Below are 18,465 nucleotides of genomic sequence, written 5' to 3'. Positions count from 1 at the left end.
GGGGGCGGGGGGGGGGCGTGGTCGGGGGGGTCCCCCGGCCGCCCCCCCCCCCGCGTCCGGAATCAACGCTGGTGCACCTTGCGCCCCGCCGCATAGGTCTGCTGCACGGTGCGGTCATCCCCCAGCGTGGTCAGCACGAACAACGTCTCCTCAATGCTCTTGGACTGCTTGATCCGATACGCCAGCAGTGGCGTGGCGTTGTAATCCAGCACCAGGAAGTCGGCGTCGCTGCCCGGCTGCAGGTTGCCCACCTTGTCTTCCAGGCGCAGCGCCCGCGCGCCGCCCAGGGTGGCCAGGTACAGTGACTTGAACGGGCTCAGGCGCGCGCCCTGCAGCTGCATCACTTTGTAGGCTTCGTTCAAGGTCTGCAGCAGCGAGAAGCTGGTGCCGCCGCCGACGTCCGTGCCCAGGCCGACGTTGAGCTTGTGCTTCTCGGCCATTGGCAGGTTGAACAGGCCGCTGCCCAGGAACAGGTTCGAGGTGGGGCAGAAGGCGATGGCCGAGCCGGTCTCGGCCAGGCGTGCGCACTCGTCGTCGCACAGGTGCACGCCGTGGGCGAACACCGAGCGCTCGCCCAGCAGCTGGTAGTGGTCGTACACGTCCAGGTAGCCCTGGCGCTCGGGGAACAGCGCCTTCACCCACTCGATCTCCTTGAGGTTCTCGCTGATGTGGGTCTGCATGTAGACGTTCGGGTATTCCTTGAGCAGCTGGCCGGCCACGGTCAGTTGCTCGGGGGTGCTGGTGGGCGCGAAGCGCGGGGTGACCGCGTAGTGCAGGCGGCCCTTGCCGTGCCAGCGCTCGATCAGCGCCTTGCTGTCGGTGTAGCTGCTTTCAGCGGTATCCACCAGGTAGTCCGGGGCGTTGCGGTCCATCATCACCTTGCCGGCGATCATGCGCAGGTCGAGCTTCTGGGCCGCCTCGAAGAAGGCGTTCACCGACTCGGGGTGCACGCTGCCGAACACCAGTGCGGTGGTGGTGCCGTTGCGCAGCAGTTCCTTGATGAATATATCCGCCACTTCGTCGGCGTGGGCCTTGTCGGCGAACTGGCTTTCGAACGGGAAGGTGTAGGTGTTCAGCCAGTCCAGCAGCTGCTCGCCATAGGAGGCGATCATGCCGGTCTGCGGCAGGTGGATGTGGGTGTCGATGAAGCCGGGGGTGATCAGCGCGTCGGGGAAATGCTCGATGGCCACGTCCGCCGGCAGGCTCGGCAGCAGCGCCTCGGCGTGCCCGACGGCGGCAATCAGGCCGTTCTCCACCACCAGCAGGCCGTCGGCGAAGTATTCATAGGAGGCGTCGATGCCCACTTCGGCGGGGTCGCCGATGCTGTGCAGGATGGCGGCGCGGTAGGCTTTGCGGGTCAGGCTCATGTCTTGGGTTTCTCAGGCTTGGCTGCGTCGCGAGTGCGGCAGCAGTTGGGCAATGGGTTCGGCGCTGGCGGTGCCCTGGCCGAAGTTGGCGTTGTAGGTGGCGATGATTTCGGCGGCCACGGACACGGCGATTTCAATCGGCAATTTGCCTTTGACGTCGGCCAGGCCCATAGGGCACCTAATGCGTTGCACAACCTGGGGGTCGAAGCCGCGGTCGCGCAGGCGGTGTTCGAATTTCACCCGTTTGGTCTTCGAGCCGATCAGGCCGAACCAGGTGAAATCGTTGCGCTTGAGGATAGCGGCGGTCAGCTCCAGGTCGAGCTGGTGGTTGTGGGTCATGACGATGCAGTAGCTGCCTGGCGGCAGGTTGTCGACCTCGTCCACCGGTTCTTCGTTGACGATTTTGCGCACACCGGCCGGGATGTGCGCGGGGAATTCCTGTTCGCGCGAGTCGATCCAGCTGACGCGGCAGGGCAGCGCCGCCAGCAGTGGCACCAGCGCGCGGCCGACGTGGCCGGCACCGAACACGGCGATGCGCGCCTGCACCTGGCCCATGGGCTCGAACAGCAGCACGGTGACGCCGCCGCAGCACTGGCCCAGGCTGGCGCCCAGGCTGAAGCGCTCCAGGTGGGTGCCCTGGCGGCCGTTGGCGAGCATCTCGCGGGCGATGTGCATGGCCTTGTATTCCAGGTGCCCGCCACCGATGGTGTCATACAGTTGGGTGGCGCTGACCACCATCTTCGAGCCGGCGTTGCGCGGGGTGGAGCCCTGTTCCTCGATGATGGTCACGAGCACGCAGGGTTCGCCTTGTTCCTGCAGGACGGCCAGGGCGCTGATCCAGTTATTCATGCACACATCCTCCGTAGCAGCGGCCGCAGGCCGCGTCATGGACGCCGCAATTTAAGGGGTGAATTCGACGCAGCCTTGCGGCAGCTGCTACAGGGGTCATGAGGTGACCTCCTCGGTGATCGGGGTGGCGTTGGCGGCCATGGCCTTGCGCATCTGCTCGCAACCCCACAACACCCGCTCCGGCGTGGCCGGGGCATCGATCTGCGGTTGCAGGCGGTAGTCGGCCAGGCTTGCCACGGCATCCTTGATCGCGCACCAGGCGGCGATGCCGAGCATGAACGGCGGTTCGCCCACGGCCTTGGAATGGAATACCGTGTCTTCCGGGTTCTTGCGGTTTTCCACCAGCTTCACGCGCAGGTCGGCCGGCATGTCGGCCACCGCCGGGATCTTGTAGCTGGCCGGGCCGTTGGTCATAAGCTTGCCCTTGGCGTTCCACACCAGCTCTTCGGTGGTCAGCCAGCCCATGCCCTGGATGTAGCCACCTTCCACCTGGCCAATGTCGATGGCCGGGTTCAGCGAGGCGCCCACGTCATGCAGGATGTCGGTGCGCAGCATCTTGTATTCGCCGGTCAGGGTGTCGACCACCACCTCGGCGCAGGCGGCGCCGAAGGCGAAATAGTAGAACGGCCGGCCGCGCGCCTGGCTGCGGTCGTAGAAGATTTTTGGGGTCTTGTAGTAGCCAGTGCTGGACAGCGACACCTGGCCCATCCATGCCTGCACGATCAGGTCGGCGAAGGGCATGACCAGCTCGCGCACGCGCACGTGGCCGTTGCGGAATTCAACGTCTTCCTCGCTGACCGCGTACTTGCGCGCGGCAAATTCCACCAGGCGCTGCTTGATGGTTTCGGCAGCGTTCTGCGCCGCCTTGCCGTTCAGGTCGGCGCCGCTGGAGGCCGCCGTCGGCGAGGTGTTGGGCACCTTGTCGGTGTTGGTGGCGGTGATCTGGATGCGGCTGATGTCCACCTGGAACACCTCGGCCACCACCTGTGCGACCTTGGTGTTGAGGCCCTGGCCCATTTCGGTGCCACCGTGGTTCAGGTGGATGCTGCCGTCGGTGTAGATGTGGATCAGTGCGCCGGCCTGGTTGAGGAAGCTGGCGGTGAACGAGATGCCGAACTTCACCGGGGTCAGCGCCAGGCCTTTCTTCAGCACCGGGCTGTGGGCGTTGAAGCGGCGGATCGACTCGCGGCGCTCCTGGTATTCGCTGCTGGCTTCAAGGTCGGCAGTCATCTCTTCCAGCAGGTTGTGTTCCACCGTCTGGTAGTAGTGGGTGACGTTGCGCTCGGTCTTGCCATAATAATTGGCCTTGCGCACCGCCAGCGGGTCCAGCGCCAGGTGACGGGCGATGCGGTCCATCACCTCCTCGATGGCGACCATGCCCTGCGGGCCGCCGAAGCCACGGTAGGCGGTGTTGGAGGCGGTGTTGGTCTTGCAGCGGTGGCCGTTGATGGTGGCGTCGCCCAGGTAGTACGAGTTGTCGGCGTGGAACATGGCGCGGTCGACGATGGACGCCGACAGGTCCGGCGAGTAGCCGCAGTTGCCGGCCAGGTCCATGTTGATGCCGTGCAGGCGGCCGTTGTCGTCGAAGCCCACGTCGTATTCGACATAGAAGGGGTGGCGCTTGCCGGTCATGGACATGTCTTCCACGCGCGGCAGGCGCATCTTGGTGGGCTGGCCGGTCAGGTGCGCGATCACCGCGCACAGGCACGCCGGGCTGGCCGCCTGGGTTTCCTTGCCGCCGAAGCCGCCGCCCATGCGGCGCATGTCGACGACGATCTTGTTCATCGACACGTCCAGCACCTCGGCCACCAGCTTCTGCACCTCGGTGGGGTTCTGGGTGGAGCAGTAGACGATCATGCCGCCGTCCTCGGTGGGCATCACCGAGGAAATCTGCGTCTCCAGGTAGAAGTGCTCCTGGCCGCCGATGTGCAGGGTGCCTTGCAGGCGGTGCGGGGCGCTGGCCAGGGCGGTGTCTGCGTCGCCACGCTTGTGGGTGTGGCTGTCGAGCACGTAATGCTGCTTGCGGAAGGCCTCGACCACGTCCAGCACCGGCTCCAGGTCTTCGTATTCAATGATCGCGGCCATGGCCGCCTTGCGTGCGGTTTCCAGGTCGCGGGCGGCCACGGCCACCACAGGCTGGCCGACGAACTCCACCAGGTCGATGGCCAGCAGCGGGTCGCCGGGCAGCAGCGGGCCGATGTCTTTCAGACCCGGGATGTCTTCATGGGTGATGGCAATGCGCACGCCGGGGAAGGCGTAGCAGGGGGTGGTGTCGATTTTCACCACCCGCGCGTGGGCCCGGTCCGACAGCCGCGCGTACACGTGCAACTGGTTGGGGAATTCCAGGCGGTCGTCGATGTATTGCGCCTCGCCGGCCACATGCTTGTCGGCGCTGTCGTGCTTGACGCTGCGGCCCACGCCGGTGGTCAAGCCCTGGGCGAAGCGTTCGGCCAGTTGCGCCTGGGTGAGGGTTTCGCCGTGATGGTTAGACATAAGCGGTCACCCGGGTCTCGATGTAAGGCGATTGCTGCTCGATGAAGTATTTGCGCAGCAGGTTCTGGGCAGCCAGCAGCCGGTATTCCTTGCTGGCGCGGAAGTCGGACAGTGGCGTGAAGTCCTCGGCCAGGGCAGCGCAGGCGGCTTCCAGGCTGGCGTTGTTGAACACCTTGCCCAGCAGCGCGGCTTCGCAAGCCTGGGCGCGCTTGGGAATGGCGGCCATGCCACCGAAGGCGGCGCGCACGTCGGTGACCACGCCGTCTTCCAGCGCCAGGTTGAAGGCGGCGCACACGGCGGAGATGTCATCGTCCAGGCGCTTCGAGACTTTATAGGCGCGGAAGCTGCGGCCGGCCCGGGCGCGGGGCACGATGATCTTCTCGATGAACTCGCTCTCCTGGCGCGCGGTGATGCGGTAGTCGATGAAGTAGTCTTCCAGCGCCAGGGTGCGCGTGGCGTTGCCCTTGCGCAGCACGATCTGTGCGCCCAGGGCAATCAGCAGGGGCGGGCTGTCGCCGATGGGCGAGGCGTTGCCGATATTGCCGCCCAGGGTGCCCTGGTTGCGTATCTGCAGGCTGGCAAAACGGTGCAGCAGTTCGCCGAAGTCCGGGTATTCGGCGCTGAGGGCGTCGTAGCAGTCGGTGAGCGGGGTGGCGGCGCCGATCTCCAGGCGGTCGTCAAAGTGCTCGATGCGCTTCATTTCGGCGACGTTGCCCACGTAGATCATCACCGGCAGCGTGCGGTGGAACTGCGTCACTTCCAGCGCCAGGTCGGTGCCGCCGGCCAGCAGCCGCGCTTCAGGGTGCGAGCCGTAAAGGTCGGCCAGGTCGGCGACGGTCAGTGGCACCAGGCAGCGTTTGTCGCCGCTGTTCAGCTCGCCGGTTTCGGTGGGGGCGATGGCCTTGAGGCGGGTAATGGTCTCGGCCTGGGCGGCGTCGAACTGGTCCGGCGCCTGTTGGCAGCAGGCCTGCTCGGCGGCGGCCAGGATAGGGCGGTAACCGGTGCAGCGGCACAGGTTGCCTGCCAGGGCCTCATGGGCCTTGTGCGAGTCGGGTTCGGCGCTGTTTTTCTGCAGGGCGAACAGCGACATCACGAACCCCGGGGTGCAGAAGCCGCACTGGGAGCCATGGCAGTCGACCATGGCCTGCTGCACGCTGTGCAATTGGCCTTTGTGCTTGAGGTCTTCGACGCAGATCAGCTGTTTGCCATGCAGCGACGAGACAAACGTGAGGCACGAGTTCAGGCTGCGGTAGCGCAAGCCGTCGCCTTCCAGTTCCGCCACCACCACGGTGCAGGCGCCGCAGTCGCCGCTGGCGCAGCCCTCCTTGGTGCCGGGCTTTTTCAGGTGCGTGCGCAGGTATTCGAGCACGGTGAGGTTGGGGTCCAGGGCGTGTTCACTGCGCAATTCCCTGTTGAGTAGAAACTGGATCACGGAAGGCCTCGCTGACACATTTATTGTTGTTGACCGATAGTATTGAATTTAGCAGTTCTGACTTTACGGTCAACAGTTTTCTGACTCAAAAGTCAGGATTTCAGGCGAGCGGGCGCCTGAGTGATTTATTTGCTTATTCCATGCCAAAAGGCCATGTCCCCCTCTGCGTTTCCAGGGGGCAAGTGCGCTACACTTCGCCGCTTGCCATGTTTGAAGAGTTTGAAGGACAACCATGACGTTCAAGGCGCCGGACAGCCTCTCCGAGCAAATCGCCGATTATCTGGCCGAACGCATCATCCAGGGCGAACTTGCGCCCGGTGAGCGCATTCAGGAACAGAAAGTCACGGCGGCACTCAATGTCAGCCGCGGCTCGGTGCGCGAAGCGCTGCTGATTCTGGAGCGGCGCCATCTGATCGCCATCCTGCCTCGCCGTGGTGCACACGTGACCGAGCTCAGCGCCCACAAGGTGCAGAGCCTGTGCGCGCTGATGAGCGAGATGTACATCCTGCTCGGCAACGCCGTGGCCCAGCGCTGGCAGACGCCGGCCGAGCTCGAACCCTTCGTGGCCATCCAGCAGCGCCTCGCCGCCAGCCTGGAACGCCAGGACATCAAGGCCTTCGTCGAAGACAGCTTCAACGTGATGCGCGCTGCCTACCCGTTCGCCGACAACCCGTACCTGCAGGAAACCGTCGAGAACCTGCAGCCGGCCATGAGCCGCACCTATTACCTGGCGCTGGAACAGCGCAAGGCCACCATGGGCGACTACCTGGCGCTGTTCGACAGCCTGCTGGACGCCGTGGTGGCCCGCGACCTGGCGCGCATTCGCACGGTGCTGGGCGACTACACCCAGCGCAGTTGCCAGTTGGTGCTGGCCGCCCTGGCGAACCGCTGACATGCGCCTGAAGTGCATCCGGCTGGCGGGGTTCAAGTCCTTCGTCGACCCCACCACGGTAAACTTCCCCAGCAACATGGCGGCAGTGGTGGGGCCCAACGGCTGCGGCAAGTCCAACATCATCGACGCCGTGCGCTGGGTGATGGGCGAAAGCTCGGCGAAGAACCTGCGTGGCGAGTCGATGACCGACGTCATCTTCAACGGCTCCACCAGCCGCAAGCCGGTGAGCCAGGCCAGCATCGAACTGGTGTTCGACAACAGCGACGGCACCCTGGTGGGCGAATACGCCGCCTACGCGGAAATTTCCATCCGCCGCAAAGTGACGCGCGACAGCCAGAACACCTACTTCCTCAACGGCACCAAGTGCCGCCGCAAGGACATCACCGACATCTTCCTGGGCACCGGCCTGGGCCCGCGCAGCTATTCCATCATCGAGCAGGGCATGATCAGCAAACTGATCGAGGCCAAGCCCGAGGAACTGCGCAACTTCATCGAGGAAGCCGCCGGCATCTCCAAGTACAAGGAGCGCCGCCGCGAGACCGAGAACCGCATCCGCCGCACCCACGAGAACCTGGAGCGCCTGACCGACCTGCGCGAAGAGCTGGAACGCCAGCTTGAACGCCTGCACCGCCAGGCCCAGGCCGCCGAGAAGTACCAGGAATACAAGGCCGAGGAGCGCCAGCTCAAGGCGCAGCTGTCGGCCCTGCGCTGGCAGGCACTGAATGAACAGGTGGCCCAGCGCGAAGCGGTCATCGGCACCCAGGAGGTCAGCTTCGAGGCCCTGGTGGCCGAGCAGCGCAACGCCGACGCGGCCATCGAGCGCCTGCGCGACGGCCACCACGACCTGTCCGAGCGTTTCAATCTGGTGCAGGGCCGCTTCTATTCCGTGGGCGGTGACATTGCCCGCGTCGAGCAGAACATCCAGCACGGCCAGCAACGCCTGCGCCAGTTGCAGGATGACCTGAAGGAGGCCGAGCGCTCGCGCCAGGAAACCGAGTCGCACCTGGGCCACGACCGCACGTTGCTGGCCACCCTGGGCGAAGAGCTGGAAATGCTCGCGCCCGAGCAGGAAATGACCAGCGCCGCCGCCGAAGAGGCTGCCGCCGCCCTGGAAGAGTCCGAGTCCACCATGCACGGCTGGCAGGAACAGTGGGACGCCTTCAACACCCGTTCCGCCGAACCGCGCCGCCAGGCCGAGGTGCAGCAGTCGCGCATCCAGCAGCTGGACCAGTCCATGGAACGCCTGGGCGAACGCCAGCGGCGCCTGGGTGAGGAGCGCGCACAACTGGCCGCCGACCCTGAAGACGCGGCCATTCTGGAGCTGGGCGAGCAACTGGCTGCCAGCGACATGCTGATCGAAGAGCTGCAGGCCAGCGAGGCCCAGCAAATGGAGCGCCTGGAGCAGCTGCGCGAGCAACTGCAACAGGCCACCCGCGACCAGCAGCAGGCCCAGGGCGAGCTGCAACGCCTGAACGGGCGGCTGGCCTCCCTGGAAGCCTTGCAACAGGCTGCTCTGGACCCGGGCACCGGCACCGCCGAGTGGTTGCGCGACCAGCAGCTGGACCAGCGCCCGCGCCTGGCCGAAGGCATGCGCGTGGAAGCCGGCTGGGAGCTGGCGGTGGAAACGGTGTTGGGCGCCGACCTGCAAGCGGTGCTGGTGGATGATTTCAACGGCCTGGCGCTGGGCAGCTTCGAGCAGGGTGAACTGCGCATGCTCAGCGCCGCGCCCGGCACGCCGACGTTGCCCGGCAGCCTGCTGGAAAAAGTCGATAGCCGCACTGACCTCAGCCCCTGGCTGGGCCAGGTTCGGCCGGTGGAAACCCTGGAAGCCGCACTGGCCGCCCGCGCCCAGTTGCAGCCGGGGCAAAGCCTGATCAGCCGTGACGGCTACTGGGTAGGGCGGCACTTCCTGCGCGTCAGCCGTGCCTGCGATGCCCAGGGTAGCGTGCTGGCCCGCGGCCAGGAGCTGGAAAACCTTGGCCTTGAGCGCGACGAGCGCGAGGCCGCGCTGGCCAGCCTGGAAGAGCGCCTGGAGCGCCTGCGCGAGCAGCAGTTGCTGCAGGAAGAGGCCCGCGAACAACTGCGCCGCCAGCTGGCCGACGAAGCCCGCCAACAAGGCGAGCTCAAGGCCCAGCTGTCCGCCGGCCGCGCCAAGGCCGAACAGCTGACCCTGCGCCGCCGCCGCCTCGACGAAGAACTGGCGGAACTGGCCGAGCAGCGTGCCATGGAAAGCGAACAGCTGGGCGAGTCGCGTCTGCAGTTGCAGGACGCCCTCGATGCCATGGCCCAGGACACCGAGCAGCGCGAGCTGCTGATGGCCCAGCGCGACAGCCTGCGCGAGCGCCTCGACCAGGTGCGCCACGACGCCCGCCAGCACAAGGACCACGCCCATCAACTGGCCGTGCGCCTGGGTTCCCTGCGGGCCCAGCACGATTCCACCCGCCAGGCACTGGAACGCCTGGAGCTGCAGGCCGAGCGCCTGACCGAGAAGCGCGAGCAGCTGTCGCTGAACCTGGAGGAGGGCGAGGCACCGCTGGAAGAGCTGCGCCTGAAGCTTGAAGAGCTGCTGGAACGGCGCATGGCCGTCGACGAGGAAATGCGCCAGGCGAAAATGGCCCTGGAAGATGCCGACAGCGAACTGCGCGACGCCGAGAAGCGCCGTACCCAGGCCGAGCAGCAGTCGCAGATGATCCGCGGCCAGCTGGAGCAGCACCGCATGGAATGGCAGGCCCTGAGCGTGAAGCGCACGGCCCTGCAGGAACAACTGCACGAAGACGGCTACGACCTGCAAGGCGTCATTGCCACCCTCGACGCCCTGGCCAACGAAAAAGAGGCCGAGGAAGAACTGGAGCGCATCAACGCACGCATCCAGCGCCTGGGCGCCATCAACCTGGCGGCCATCGACGAGTACCAGCAGCAGTCCGAGCGCAAGCGCTACCTGGACGCCCAGAACGATGACCTGGTGGAAGCGCTGGACACCCTGGAAAACGTCATCCGCAAGATCGACAAGGAAACCCGCAACCGCTTCAAAGATACCTTTGATCAGATAAATGGCGGTTTGCAGGCTTTGTTCCCAAAAGTTTTCGGTGGCGGCAGTGCCTACTTGGAACTGACGGGCGAAGATCTACTCGATACTGGGGTGACCATCATGGCGCGGCCCCCGGGCAAGAAGAACAGCACCATTCATTTGCTCTCTGGCGGCGAAAAGGCACTGACGGCCCTGGCCCTGGTGTTTTCCATCTTCCAGTTGAACCCGGCGCCGTTCTGCATGCTCGACGAAGTTGACGCACCGCTGGATGACGCTAACGTTGGACGCTACGCCCGTTTGGTGAAAGAAATGTCCCAAACGGTTCAATTCATCTACATCACCCACAACAAGATCGCCATGGAAATGGCCGACCAGTTGATGGGCGTGACCATGCACGAGCCCGGTTGCTCGCGCCTGGTAGCGGTGGACGTAGAGGAGGCGATGGCAATGGTCGACGCCTGAAGACGAGCGAATTTGGACCGCTTGCACTTTATTGGCGTATCTGCTGCGACAGACGGTGTAAAGTTATCTTTGGTCGTGCTAGTTTATTGGACATATTTTCGTACGCGTGGGGAAAACGCCTGTCAGAACATAGAGTTGGCGCCACGTTTTAAAGGGGGTTCAAGCCCTTTATTTTTCAGCATTTTTTATAGAGGCACAGGATTAAATGGAAATCGGTCTGCGCGAGTGGCTGATCGTCATCGGCGTCATTGTCATCGCCGGTATTCTCTTCGATGGCTGGCGCCGCATGCGCGGCGGCAAGGGCAAATTGAAATTCAGGCTCGACCGCAGCTTCTCCAACCTGCCGGACGAAGAGCACAGCGCTGAAGTGCTGGGCCCGTCGCGGGTGCTGGAAGAGCAGCACGAGCCGTCGCTGGACGAGCACGACCTGCCGTCCATGAGTGCCCCTGCGCGCGAGCCGGTGGCGCCCAAGCGCAACAAGAAACAGGAACGCGAGCGTGAGCGCGAGCGCGCGGTGGCTGAATCGGCCCAGGGCGACCTGGCGCTGGAGCCTGAGCAGCCAGCGGCCTTCAGTGCCCGCGACCGCGAAGACGACTTCCCGGACGACAAGGCCCCGGCCTTCAACGCCTCGGGCGCAGCGCCGGTAGAGCACCGCGACCAGCCCCAGGCCGAGGAAGTGCTGGTCATCAGCGTGATCTCCCGTTCCGAAGGCGGCTTCAAGGGCCCGGCCCTGCTGCAGAACATCCTCGAAAGCGGCCTGCGCTTCGGCGAAATGGACATCTTCCACCGCCACGAAAGCATGGCCGGCAACGGCGAAGTGCTGTTCTCCATGGCCAACGCCGTAAAGCCGGGCATCTTCGACCTGGACGACATCGATCACTTCAGCACCCGCGCCGTGAGCTTCTTCCTCGGCCTGCCAGGCCCGCGTCACCCCAAGCAGGCCTTCGACGTGATGGTGGCTGCGGCCCGCAAGCTGGCCCACGAACTGGACGGCGAGCTGAAGGACGACCAGCGCAGCGTGCTGACCGCCCAGACCATCGAACACTACCGCCAGCGTATTGTCGAATTTGAACGTCGGGCGCTGACCCAGAAGCGTTGATTCAACACCATCGCCGAACACCTGAAGAGCAGCCCCGGCTGCTCTTTTGCTTTATACGAGAACACAGCACATGACCGCCGCCAACACCCGGATCCTCGAGCTGCGCGCCGAACTGGACCAGCACAACTACCGCTACCACGTGCTCGACGAGCCGAGCATCCCGGACGCCGAATACGACCGCCTGTTCCGCGAACTCAAGGCGCTGGAAGCCGAGCACCCGGAGCTGGTGACCGCCGACTCGCCCACCCAGCGCGTGGGCAACGCGGCGCTGACCGCGTTCAGCCAGGTGCGCCACGAGATCCCGATGCTCAGCCTGGGCAACGCCTTCGAAGAAACCGACATGCGCGAGTTCGATCGCCGGGTGACCGAAGGTCTGGACTTGCCGGTCGGTGACCTGTTTGGCGGCGGCGCGGCGGTGGAATACAGCTGCGAGCCCAAGCTCGACGGCCTGGCCGTCAGCCTGCTGTACCAGGACGGCCTGCTGGTGCGAGGTGCCACCCGCGGCGACGGCACCACCGGCGAGGACATCAGCGTCAACGTGCGCACCATCCGCAACGTGCCGCTAAAGCTGCAGGGCAGCGGTTGGCCGGCCACCCTGGAAGTGCGCGGCGAAGTGTTCATGTCCAAGGCCGGTTTCGAACGCCTCAACGAGGCGCAGATGGAGGCGGGCGGCAAGACCTTCGCCAACCCGCGCAACGCCGCCGCCGGCAGCCTGCGCCAGTTGGACTCGAAGATCACCGCCAGCCGCCCGCTGGAATTCTGCTGCTACGGCCTGGGCCAGGTGTCCGAGAACATCGCCGACACCCACATCGGCAACCTGGAGCAGCTGAAAGCCTGGGGCATGCCCATCAGCCGCGAGTTGAAACTGGCCAAGGGCATCGACGAGTGCCTGGATTACTACCGCGACATCGGCGAGCGCCGCACCGCGCTCACCTACGAAATCGACGGCGTGGTGTTCAAGGTCAATAGCCTGGCCAGCCAGCGCGAGCTGGGCTTCCGCGCCCGTGAGCCACGCTGGGCCATCGCCCATAAATTCCCGGCTATGGAAGAGCTGACCGAACTGCTGGACGTGGAGTTCCAGGTGGGGCGTACGGGCGCAGTGACGCCGGTGGCGCGCTTGAAGCCGGTGAAGGTGGCCGGCGTCATGGTGGCGAATGCAACGCTGCACAACATGGGCGAGATTGCGCGCCTTGGCGTAAAAATCGGCGATACGGTGGTGATTCGTCGTGCAGGCGATGTTATTCCCCAAGTGATGCAGGTAGTGGAGGAAAGGCGGCCCGACGGGGCTACCTCCATCGAGATCCCTACAGCTTGTCCGGTATGTGGCTCCCCCGTTGAACCGACGAAACTGGTAAGGCGCACGAAGCAGCAGGTCATCATCACGGATGGTTCTGTTTACCGCTGTACCGGTCGCCTTGCTTGCGGCGCTCAACTAAAACAGGCCATTACCCATTTCGTCTCGCGTCGGGCAATGGATATCGACGGTTTGGGTGAGAAAATTGTCGAGCAGTTGGTTGATCAGGGGTTGGTCTCTTCCCCCGCAGACCTTTATCGCCTGAAGGAAGATCAACTGTTCGAGCTTGAGGGTTTTGCTGAACTGTCGAGCAAAAATCTTGTTGCTTCCATTGCTGCCAGTAAGCGCCCCGCCATGGCACGGTTTATCTTCGCGCTGGGTATTCCGGACGTGGGAGAGGAAACCGCCAAAGTGTTGGCAAGGTCGCTGGGAAACCTTGAAAGAATTGGTAGAGCTTTACCTGATGTACTGGTCTATCTGCCTGACATCGGCCTTGAGGTTGCGTATGAAATTCACGATTTCTTCGAGGATGAGCACAACCAGTCGGTGATCAAGCGTTTGGTGAGTCCAGATGGCGTGGATCTGGACCAGTCTGCAGAGGTGCATGCCGAGTTTTCTGGCGCGGTCTCCTTTAGTGATTTCATATTCAGGTTGAATATCTTCGCGCTTGGCAAGGTTGGGGCTGACAAGCTGGCTGCTCGGTTTGGCACGCTTGAGGGGTTGATCAACGCAGACTGGCTGGACATGAAGCAGACGCTTCCTGATAAAGCGGCCAATAACGTGAGGGAGTTCTTCAGCCAGCCTGAGAACGTGAAGCGGTCGCTTGAAGTTGAAAAACAGCTCGCCGAATTCGGCATGCACTGGGGCAGCGAGAAAAAAGTCATCGAAGGCCTGCCCCTCACCGGCCAGACCTGGGTGCTGACCGGCAGCCTGGAGCGCATGAGCCGCGACGTGGGCAAGGAAAAACTCGAAAGCCTGGGCGCCAAGGTGGCAGGCTCGGTGTCGGCCAAGACCCACTGCGTGGTAGCGGGGCCGGGCGCGGGCTCCAAGCTGACCAAGGCCAACGAACTGGGCGTGAAGGTGCTTGACGAAGACGCCTTCGTCGCCTTCCTGGAAGGCCACGGCATCACCGCCTGATCGTACGATTTCTGGGGGAGCGGGCTTGCCAGCGAGCTTTTCAGGGCCTCAAAAGCTCGCTGGCACGCCAGCTCCCACAGGGTTACCAATTTATGCAACGATCCCACCGCAGCGCACTCATAAGGAAATGCCAAAACAGCGGGGGTCACCCATGTCACAGCCGGACCAGGACACCATTCAATGGCTCGTGGACCAGTCCATGCTCCATGCCGCCAAGCAACGCGCCCTTCAATACGCCGGCCAGGCCCGCCTGTGGCAAAGGCCCTTCGCCGAAGCCCGGCCGCGGGACGCCTCGGCCATCGCCTCGGTGTGGTTCACCGCCTACCCTGCATCCATCGTCACCCGTGAGGGCGGCTCGGTGTTGCAGGCCCTGGGTGATGAAACCCTGTGGCACGCGTTGTCGGAAATCGGTATCCAGGGCATCCACAATGGCCCACTGAAACTGTCCGGTGGCCTGCGCGGCCGCGAACGTACCCCCAGCGTCGACGGCAACTTCGACCGCATGAGCTTCGACATTGACCCGGCCTTGGGCACCGAAGCGGAAATGCTCGGCCTGAGCCGCATTGCCGCCGCCCACAATGCCATCGTCATCGACGACGCGATTCCCTCGCACACCGGCAAGGGTGCCGACTTCCGCCTGGCCGAGCGCGCCTACGCCGACTACCCCGGCCTGTACCACATGGTCGAAATCAAGGAAGAGGACTGGCCGCTGCTGCCCGACGTCGAGCCGGGCCGAGATGCGCGCAACCTGCCGCCTGAAACCGTCGACCTGCTCAAGGCCAGGCACTACATCGTCGGCCAATTGCAGCGGGTAATCTTCTTCGAGCCCGGGGTGAAGGAGACCGACTGGAGCGTGACGCCGGTGATTGTCGGTGTCGACGGCAAGGCGCGGCGCTGGGTGTACCTGCACTACTTCAAGGAAGGCCAGCCGTCGCTGAACTGGCTGGACCCCACCTTTACCGCGCAGCAGATGATCATCGGCGATGCCCTGCATTCCATCGACGTGATGGGTGCGCGCATCCTGCGGCTGGACGCCAATGGTTTCCTCGGGGTGGAGCGGCGCGCCGAGGGCAATGCCTGGTCCGAAAGCCACCCGCTGTCGGTGAACGGCAACCAGCTGCTGGCCGGCACCATCCGCAAGGCCGGCGGCTTCAGCTTCCAGGAGCTGAACCTGACCATCGACGACATCGCTACCATGTCCAAGGGTGGCGCCGACCTGTCCTACGACTTCATCACTCGCCCGGCGTACCAGCACGCGCTGCTGACCGGAAATACCGAATTCCTGCGGCTGATGCTGCGCCAGGTGCACCACTTCGGCATCGACCCGGCCTCGCTGATCCATGCCTTGCAAAATCATGACGAGCTGACCCTGGAATTGGTCCACTTCTGGACCCTGCATGCCCACGACACCTACCTGTACCAGGGCCAGACCTTCCCGGGCAATATCCTCCGCGAGCACATCCGCGAGGAAATGTACGAGCGCCTGGCCGGCGAGCATGCACCCTACAACCTCAAGTTCGTTACCAATGGTGTGTCGTGCACCACTGCCAGCATCATCACCGCCGCCCTGGGCATCCGCGACCTGGACGCCATCACCGCCGACGACGTGCAGAAAATCAAGCACATCCACCTGCTGCTGGTGATGTACAACGCCATGCAGCCGGGCGTGTTCGCCCTGTCGGGCTGGGACCTGGTGGGCGCCTTGCCGCTGCCGGCCGAGCAGGTAGCGCACTTGATGCAGGACGGCGACACCCGCTGGATTCATCGTGGCGCCTACGACCTGGTGGACCTTGACCCCAGCGCCGAATTGTCCGCCGGCGGCATGCCGCGGCCGAAGACCCTGTATGGCAGCATCACCAGCCAACTGCAGCAGGCCGATTCCTTCGCCACCCAGCTGAAGAAGATTCTCGCGGTACGCCGCGCCTACGATATTGCCGCCAGCCGCCAGATCCTTATCCCGGACGTGCAACACCCCGGCCTGCTGGTGCTGGTGCATGAACTGCCGGCGGGGAAGGGGACGCAGATCACCGCGCTCAACTTCAGTGCCGACAGCCTGGTGGAAACCCTGCACCTGCCGGGCATCGCCCCGGGCCCGGTGGTAGACATCATCAACGAGCGGGTGGAAGGCGACCTTACCGACAGCGGCGAATTCACCATTACCCTCGACCCCTACGAAGGCTTGGCGCTGCGTGTGGTCAGCAGCACGCCACAGTAACGACTACGCTGCCCCCGTCACCCCCGGAGAACGTGCATGTACCGCCTTTTCGAGCAATTGAGCACCCGCATCGCCGCGCCCTTCGTGGGGCAGGACAACCGCCACAGCAAGGTCTGGCACTGCCAGTGCGGCCAGTCGATCTTCTTCCGCAACAGCCAGTGCCTGGCCTGCTCGGCAGCTCTGGGCTACTGGCCGGAACTGAACCTGCTGTCGTCCCTGCAAGCAGGCCCCCAGGCCGGCACCTGGCAACTGGACGGCGACCTCGACGCCGGCCAGTTCCGGCGCTGCGCCAACCTCGACACCCCGGCTGCCTGCAACTGGCTGGTGCGCGCTGACAGCCCGGCCACGTTCTGCGTGTCCTGCGCGCTGAACCGCACCATTCCCGACCTGTCCGTGGCGGAAAACCCCGAGCGTTGGCGCAAGGTGGAAACCGCCAAGCGGCGCATGGTCTCGCAGTTGATCAACCTGGGGTTGGACGTGGTGCCCAAGGTGGTGGATGACGACACGGGCCTGGCCTTCGACTTCATCGGTATCGACCTGGAAGGCAACGCGCCCATGACCGGCCACGCCAACGGCCTGATCACCCTGGATATAAAGGAGGCCGACGACGCCCACCGGGAAAAGGTGCGGGTGATGATGCGCGAACCGTACCGCACCCTGCTGGGCCACTTCCGTCACGAAGTGGGCCACTACTATTGGGATCGGCTGGTGGCGGGCAGCCACTGGCTGGGTGAATTCCGCAACCTGTTCGGCGACGACAGCCAAAGCTATGCCGATGCCTTGCAACGTCACTATGAACAGGGCGCGCCGCTGGACTGGCAGCAACGTTACGTCAGCGCATACGCCACCATGCACCCCTGGGAAGACTGGGCCGAAACCTGGGCGCACTACCTGCACATGATGGACGCGGTGGACACCGCCCTGGGCTTCGGCATGAGCGCGCGCGACATGGACCTGGACTACCAGCCATTCCCGCTGGACACCCTGTACGATCCCCAGCACGCCAGCGGGCCCGCATTCCTGGCGTTCGTGAACACCTGGATAGAACTGGCCGGCATGCTCAACGAACTGTCGCGCAGCATGGGCCAGCCGGATTTCTATCCCTTCGTGCTGCCCCACGCGGTCATCGCCAAGTTGCACTTCGTACACCTGGTGATCCAGGAGGCAGGGGGCAGGGCGGATGAGGTGTTGCAGGTATAGAAGCGTATATAAAAGAAGGGCGCCCACTGGGCGCCCTTCTTCATCACATCGCGCTTACTGCAGCGCGGCCTGCCCAACCCCATTGATAGGGATGCGCTTGGCCTTGGCCTCTTCAGGCACCACGCGCAGCAGGTCAATGTTCAACAGCCCGTTCGCCAGCGTGGCAGCCTTGACCTCTATATGGTCGGCCAGCCGGAACGACAGCTTGAACGCCCGTTGGGCAATACCCTGGTGCAGATAGGTCACGGCCTCGCCGTTGCCTTCGCGCTTGCCGCCACTGACGGTCAACACGCCTTTCTCTACCTGCAACTCAAGGTCCGACTCCTGGAAGCCTGCGGCGGCCACCACGATACGGTATTGATCATCGCCATGTTTCTCGACGTTGTAGGGCGGGTAGCTGCTACCCGGCTCGTTACGCGCCGCCGACTCGAACAGATCGTTGAAACGGTCGAAGCCCACGGAATGGCGGAACAGTGGGGCAAGGGAAAATGCGGTAGTCATGGTCAATCTCCTGAACAATCAGCAAGGTTTGGTACGCGACCCGACTTCGGCATCGCGTACAAAACAGATAGGGGTGGCTGATTGGATTTCAAGAAATGGGCTGAAAATTTTTTGGCCCCTTTGCGCGGCCGCCGCCAACAGGCGTTGAGGGGGTAAACCCAAGTGTTTGAACCCCTTACGAATTTTTCCTGCAATCAAAGGTTGTATCTTCGCTCAGGACCGGTACAATGGCCCCGCTCGCTGCTAGGCGAGTGTTGTTATGGTGACCCCATCGGTCCCCCCGCAACGATTACCCGTTAACCTGGTCAGGCCCGGAAGGGAGCAGCCACAGCGGGAACATTGTGTGCCGGGGTGTGGCTGGTGGGGTTGCCTCCATTCTCTAAGTCCTTGATTTTACAAGGATTTCTCGCTCAAAAAACTCGAAGTGGAACAGCGTTTAGGTACACCTAAGTGGTGCATCATGCTGGGCATTCTATCATCCTCAGATTTTTATCCA

10 protein-coding genes, 1 other RNA gene and 2 pseudogenes are annotated in these 18,465 nt (G+C 63.9%); 8 read left to right on the top strand and 5 right to left on the bottom strand.

The window, feature by feature from the left end; genetic code table 11:
- Positions 1–62 precede the first annotated feature (62 nt).
- From guaD to xdhA, 4 genes are all read right to left on the bottom strand, one after another.
- Positions 63–1,367: a guanine deaminase gene (guaD, locus tag AC0SZ7_RS20370; RefSeq protein ID WP_475506081.1), complete on the bottom strand. Its 1,305-nt coding sequence runs from the start codon at positions 1,365–1,367 to the stop codon at positions 63–65.
- A 12-nt stretch (positions 1,368–1,379) separates the two neighbouring features.
- Complete coding sequence (xdhC, locus tag AC0SZ7_RS20365) at positions 1,380–2,216, bottom strand: xanthine dehydrogenase accessory protein XdhC (protein ID WP_475506080.1); 837 nt, start codon at positions 2,214–2,216, stop codon at positions 1,380–1,382.
- Between the two features lie 96 nt (positions 2,217–2,312).
- The gene (gene xdhB, locus AC0SZ7_RS20360; protein WP_475506079.1) at positions 2,313–4,709 is read right to left on the bottom strand and encodes a xanthine dehydrogenase molybdopterin binding subunit; all 2,397 of its coding nucleotides are present in this window, start codon (positions 4,707–4,709) and stop codon (positions 2,313–2,315) included.
- Positions 4,702–6,141, bottom strand: coding sequence for a xanthine dehydrogenase small subunit (gene xdhA, locus AC0SZ7_RS20355; RefSeq protein WP_475506078.1), 1,440 nt, complete (start codon positions 6,139–6,141; stop codon positions 4,702–4,704). The genes xdhB and xdhA overlap by 8 nt, the downstream gene beginning before the upstream one ends.
- A gap of 232 nt (positions 6,142–6,373) precedes the next feature.
- On the opposite strand from xdhA, the gene AC0SZ7_RS20350 reads away from it, so the two are divergent.
- The 7 genes and pseudogenes from AC0SZ7_RS20350 to AC0SZ7_RS20320 all read left to right on the top strand — a co-directional run bounded on the left by AC0SZ7_RS20350 (position 6,374) and on the right by AC0SZ7_RS20320 (position 17,468).
- On the top strand, positions 6,374–7,033 hold the full coding sequence (locus tag AC0SZ7_RS20350) for a GntR family transcriptional regulator (protein ID WP_475506077.1): 660 nt from the start codon (positions 6,374–6,376) through the stop codon (positions 7,031–7,033).
- A 1-nt stretch (position 7,034) separates the two neighbouring features.
- Positions 7,035–10,523 carry a chromosome segregation protein SMC gene (gene smc / locus AC0SZ7_RS20345; protein WP_475506076.1) on the top strand — a complete coding sequence of 1,163 codons (3,489 nt, stop codon included), beginning with the start codon at positions 7,035–7,037 and terminating at the stop codon, positions 10,521–10,523.
- 205 nt (positions 10,524–10,728) lie between these two features.
- Positions 10,729–11,622, top strand: a complete 894-nt coding sequence (zipA, locus tag AC0SZ7_RS20340; RefSeq protein WP_475506075.1) for a cell division protein ZipA — start codon at positions 10,729–10,731, stop codon at positions 11,620–11,622.
- A 70-nt stretch (positions 11,623–11,692) separates the two neighbouring features.
- Positions 11,693–13,478 (top strand): annotated as a pseudogene (ligA, locus tag AC0SZ7_RS20335) (NAD-dependent DNA ligase LigA); the annotation flags it as partial.
- Between the two features lie 116 nt (positions 13,479–13,594).
- Positions 13,595–14,053, top strand: a pseudogene (locus tag AC0SZ7_RS20330) (BRCT domain-containing protein); the annotation flags it as partial.
- Between the two features lie 151 nt (positions 14,054–14,204).
- The gene (gene treS / locus AC0SZ7_RS20325) at positions 14,205–16,268 is read left to right on the top strand and encodes a maltose alpha-D-glucosyltransferase (protein ID WP_475506074.1); all 2,064 of its coding nucleotides are present in this window, start codon (positions 14,205–14,207) and stop codon (positions 16,266–16,268) included.
- 36 nt (positions 16,269–16,304) lie between these two features.
- Entirely contained in the window at positions 16,305–17,468 is a 1,164-nt protein-coding gene (locus tag AC0SZ7_RS20320; RefSeq protein ID WP_475506073.1) for a zinc-binding metallopeptidase family protein, read from the top strand.
- 54 nt (positions 17,469–17,522) lie between these two features.
- On the opposite strand, the gene AC0SZ7_RS20315 is transcribed toward AC0SZ7_RS20320, so the two are convergent.
- Positions 17,523–17,969: an Hsp20 family protein gene (locus AC0SZ7_RS20315; RefSeq protein ID WP_475506072.1), complete on the bottom strand. Its 447-nt coding sequence runs from the start codon at positions 17,967–17,969 to the stop codon at positions 17,523–17,525.
- Positions 17,970–18,238: 269 nt separating this feature from the next.
- Between AC0SZ7_RS20315 and ffs the strand changes: the two genes are divergently transcribed.
- Positions 18,239–18,335, top strand: an RNA gene (gene ffs, locus AC0SZ7_RS20310) — signal recognition particle sRNA small type.
- Positions 18,336–18,465: the final 130 nt, after the last annotated feature.

The sequence above is a fragment of the Pseudomonas sp. JC1203 genome, assembly GCF_056175065.1.
The sequence above is the reverse complement of the archived record's forward strand: the minus strand, read 5'-3'. Positions and strand labels throughout refer to the sequence as shown.

Coding starts and splice junctions, on each gene's coding strand:
- guaD (WP_475506081.1), bottom strand. CDS start 1,367: ATGAGCCTGACCCGCAAAGCCTACCGCGCCGCCATCCTGCACAGCATC.
- xdhC (WP_475506080.1), bottom strand. CDS start 2,216: ATGAATAACTGGATCAGCGCCCTGGCCGTCCTGCAGGAACAAGGCGAA.
- xdhB (WP_475506079.1), bottom strand. CDS start 4,709: ATGTCTAACCATCACGGCGAAACCCTCACCCAGGCGCAACTGGCCGAA.
- AC0SZ7_RS20350 (WP_475506077.1), top strand. CDS start 6,374: ATGACGTTCAAGGCGCCGGACAGCCTCTCCGAGCAAATCGCCGATTAT.
- smc (WP_475506076.1), top strand. CDS start 7,035: ATGCGCCTGAAGTGCATCCGGCTGGCGGGGTTCAAGTCCTTCGTCGAC.
- zipA (WP_475506075.1), top strand. CDS start 10,729: ATGGAAATCGGTCTGCGCGAGTGGCTGATCGTCATCGGCGTCATTGTC.
- treS (WP_475506074.1), top strand. CDS start 14,205: ATGTCACAGCCGGACCAGGACACCATTCAATGGCTCGTGGACCAGTCC.
- AC0SZ7_RS20320 (WP_475506073.1), top strand. CDS start 16,305: ATGTACCGCCTTTTCGAGCAATTGAGCACCCGCATCGCCGCGCCCTTC.
- AC0SZ7_RS20315 (WP_475506072.1), bottom strand. CDS start 17,969: ATGACTACCGCATTTTCCCTTGCCCCACTGTTCCGCCATTCCGTGGGC.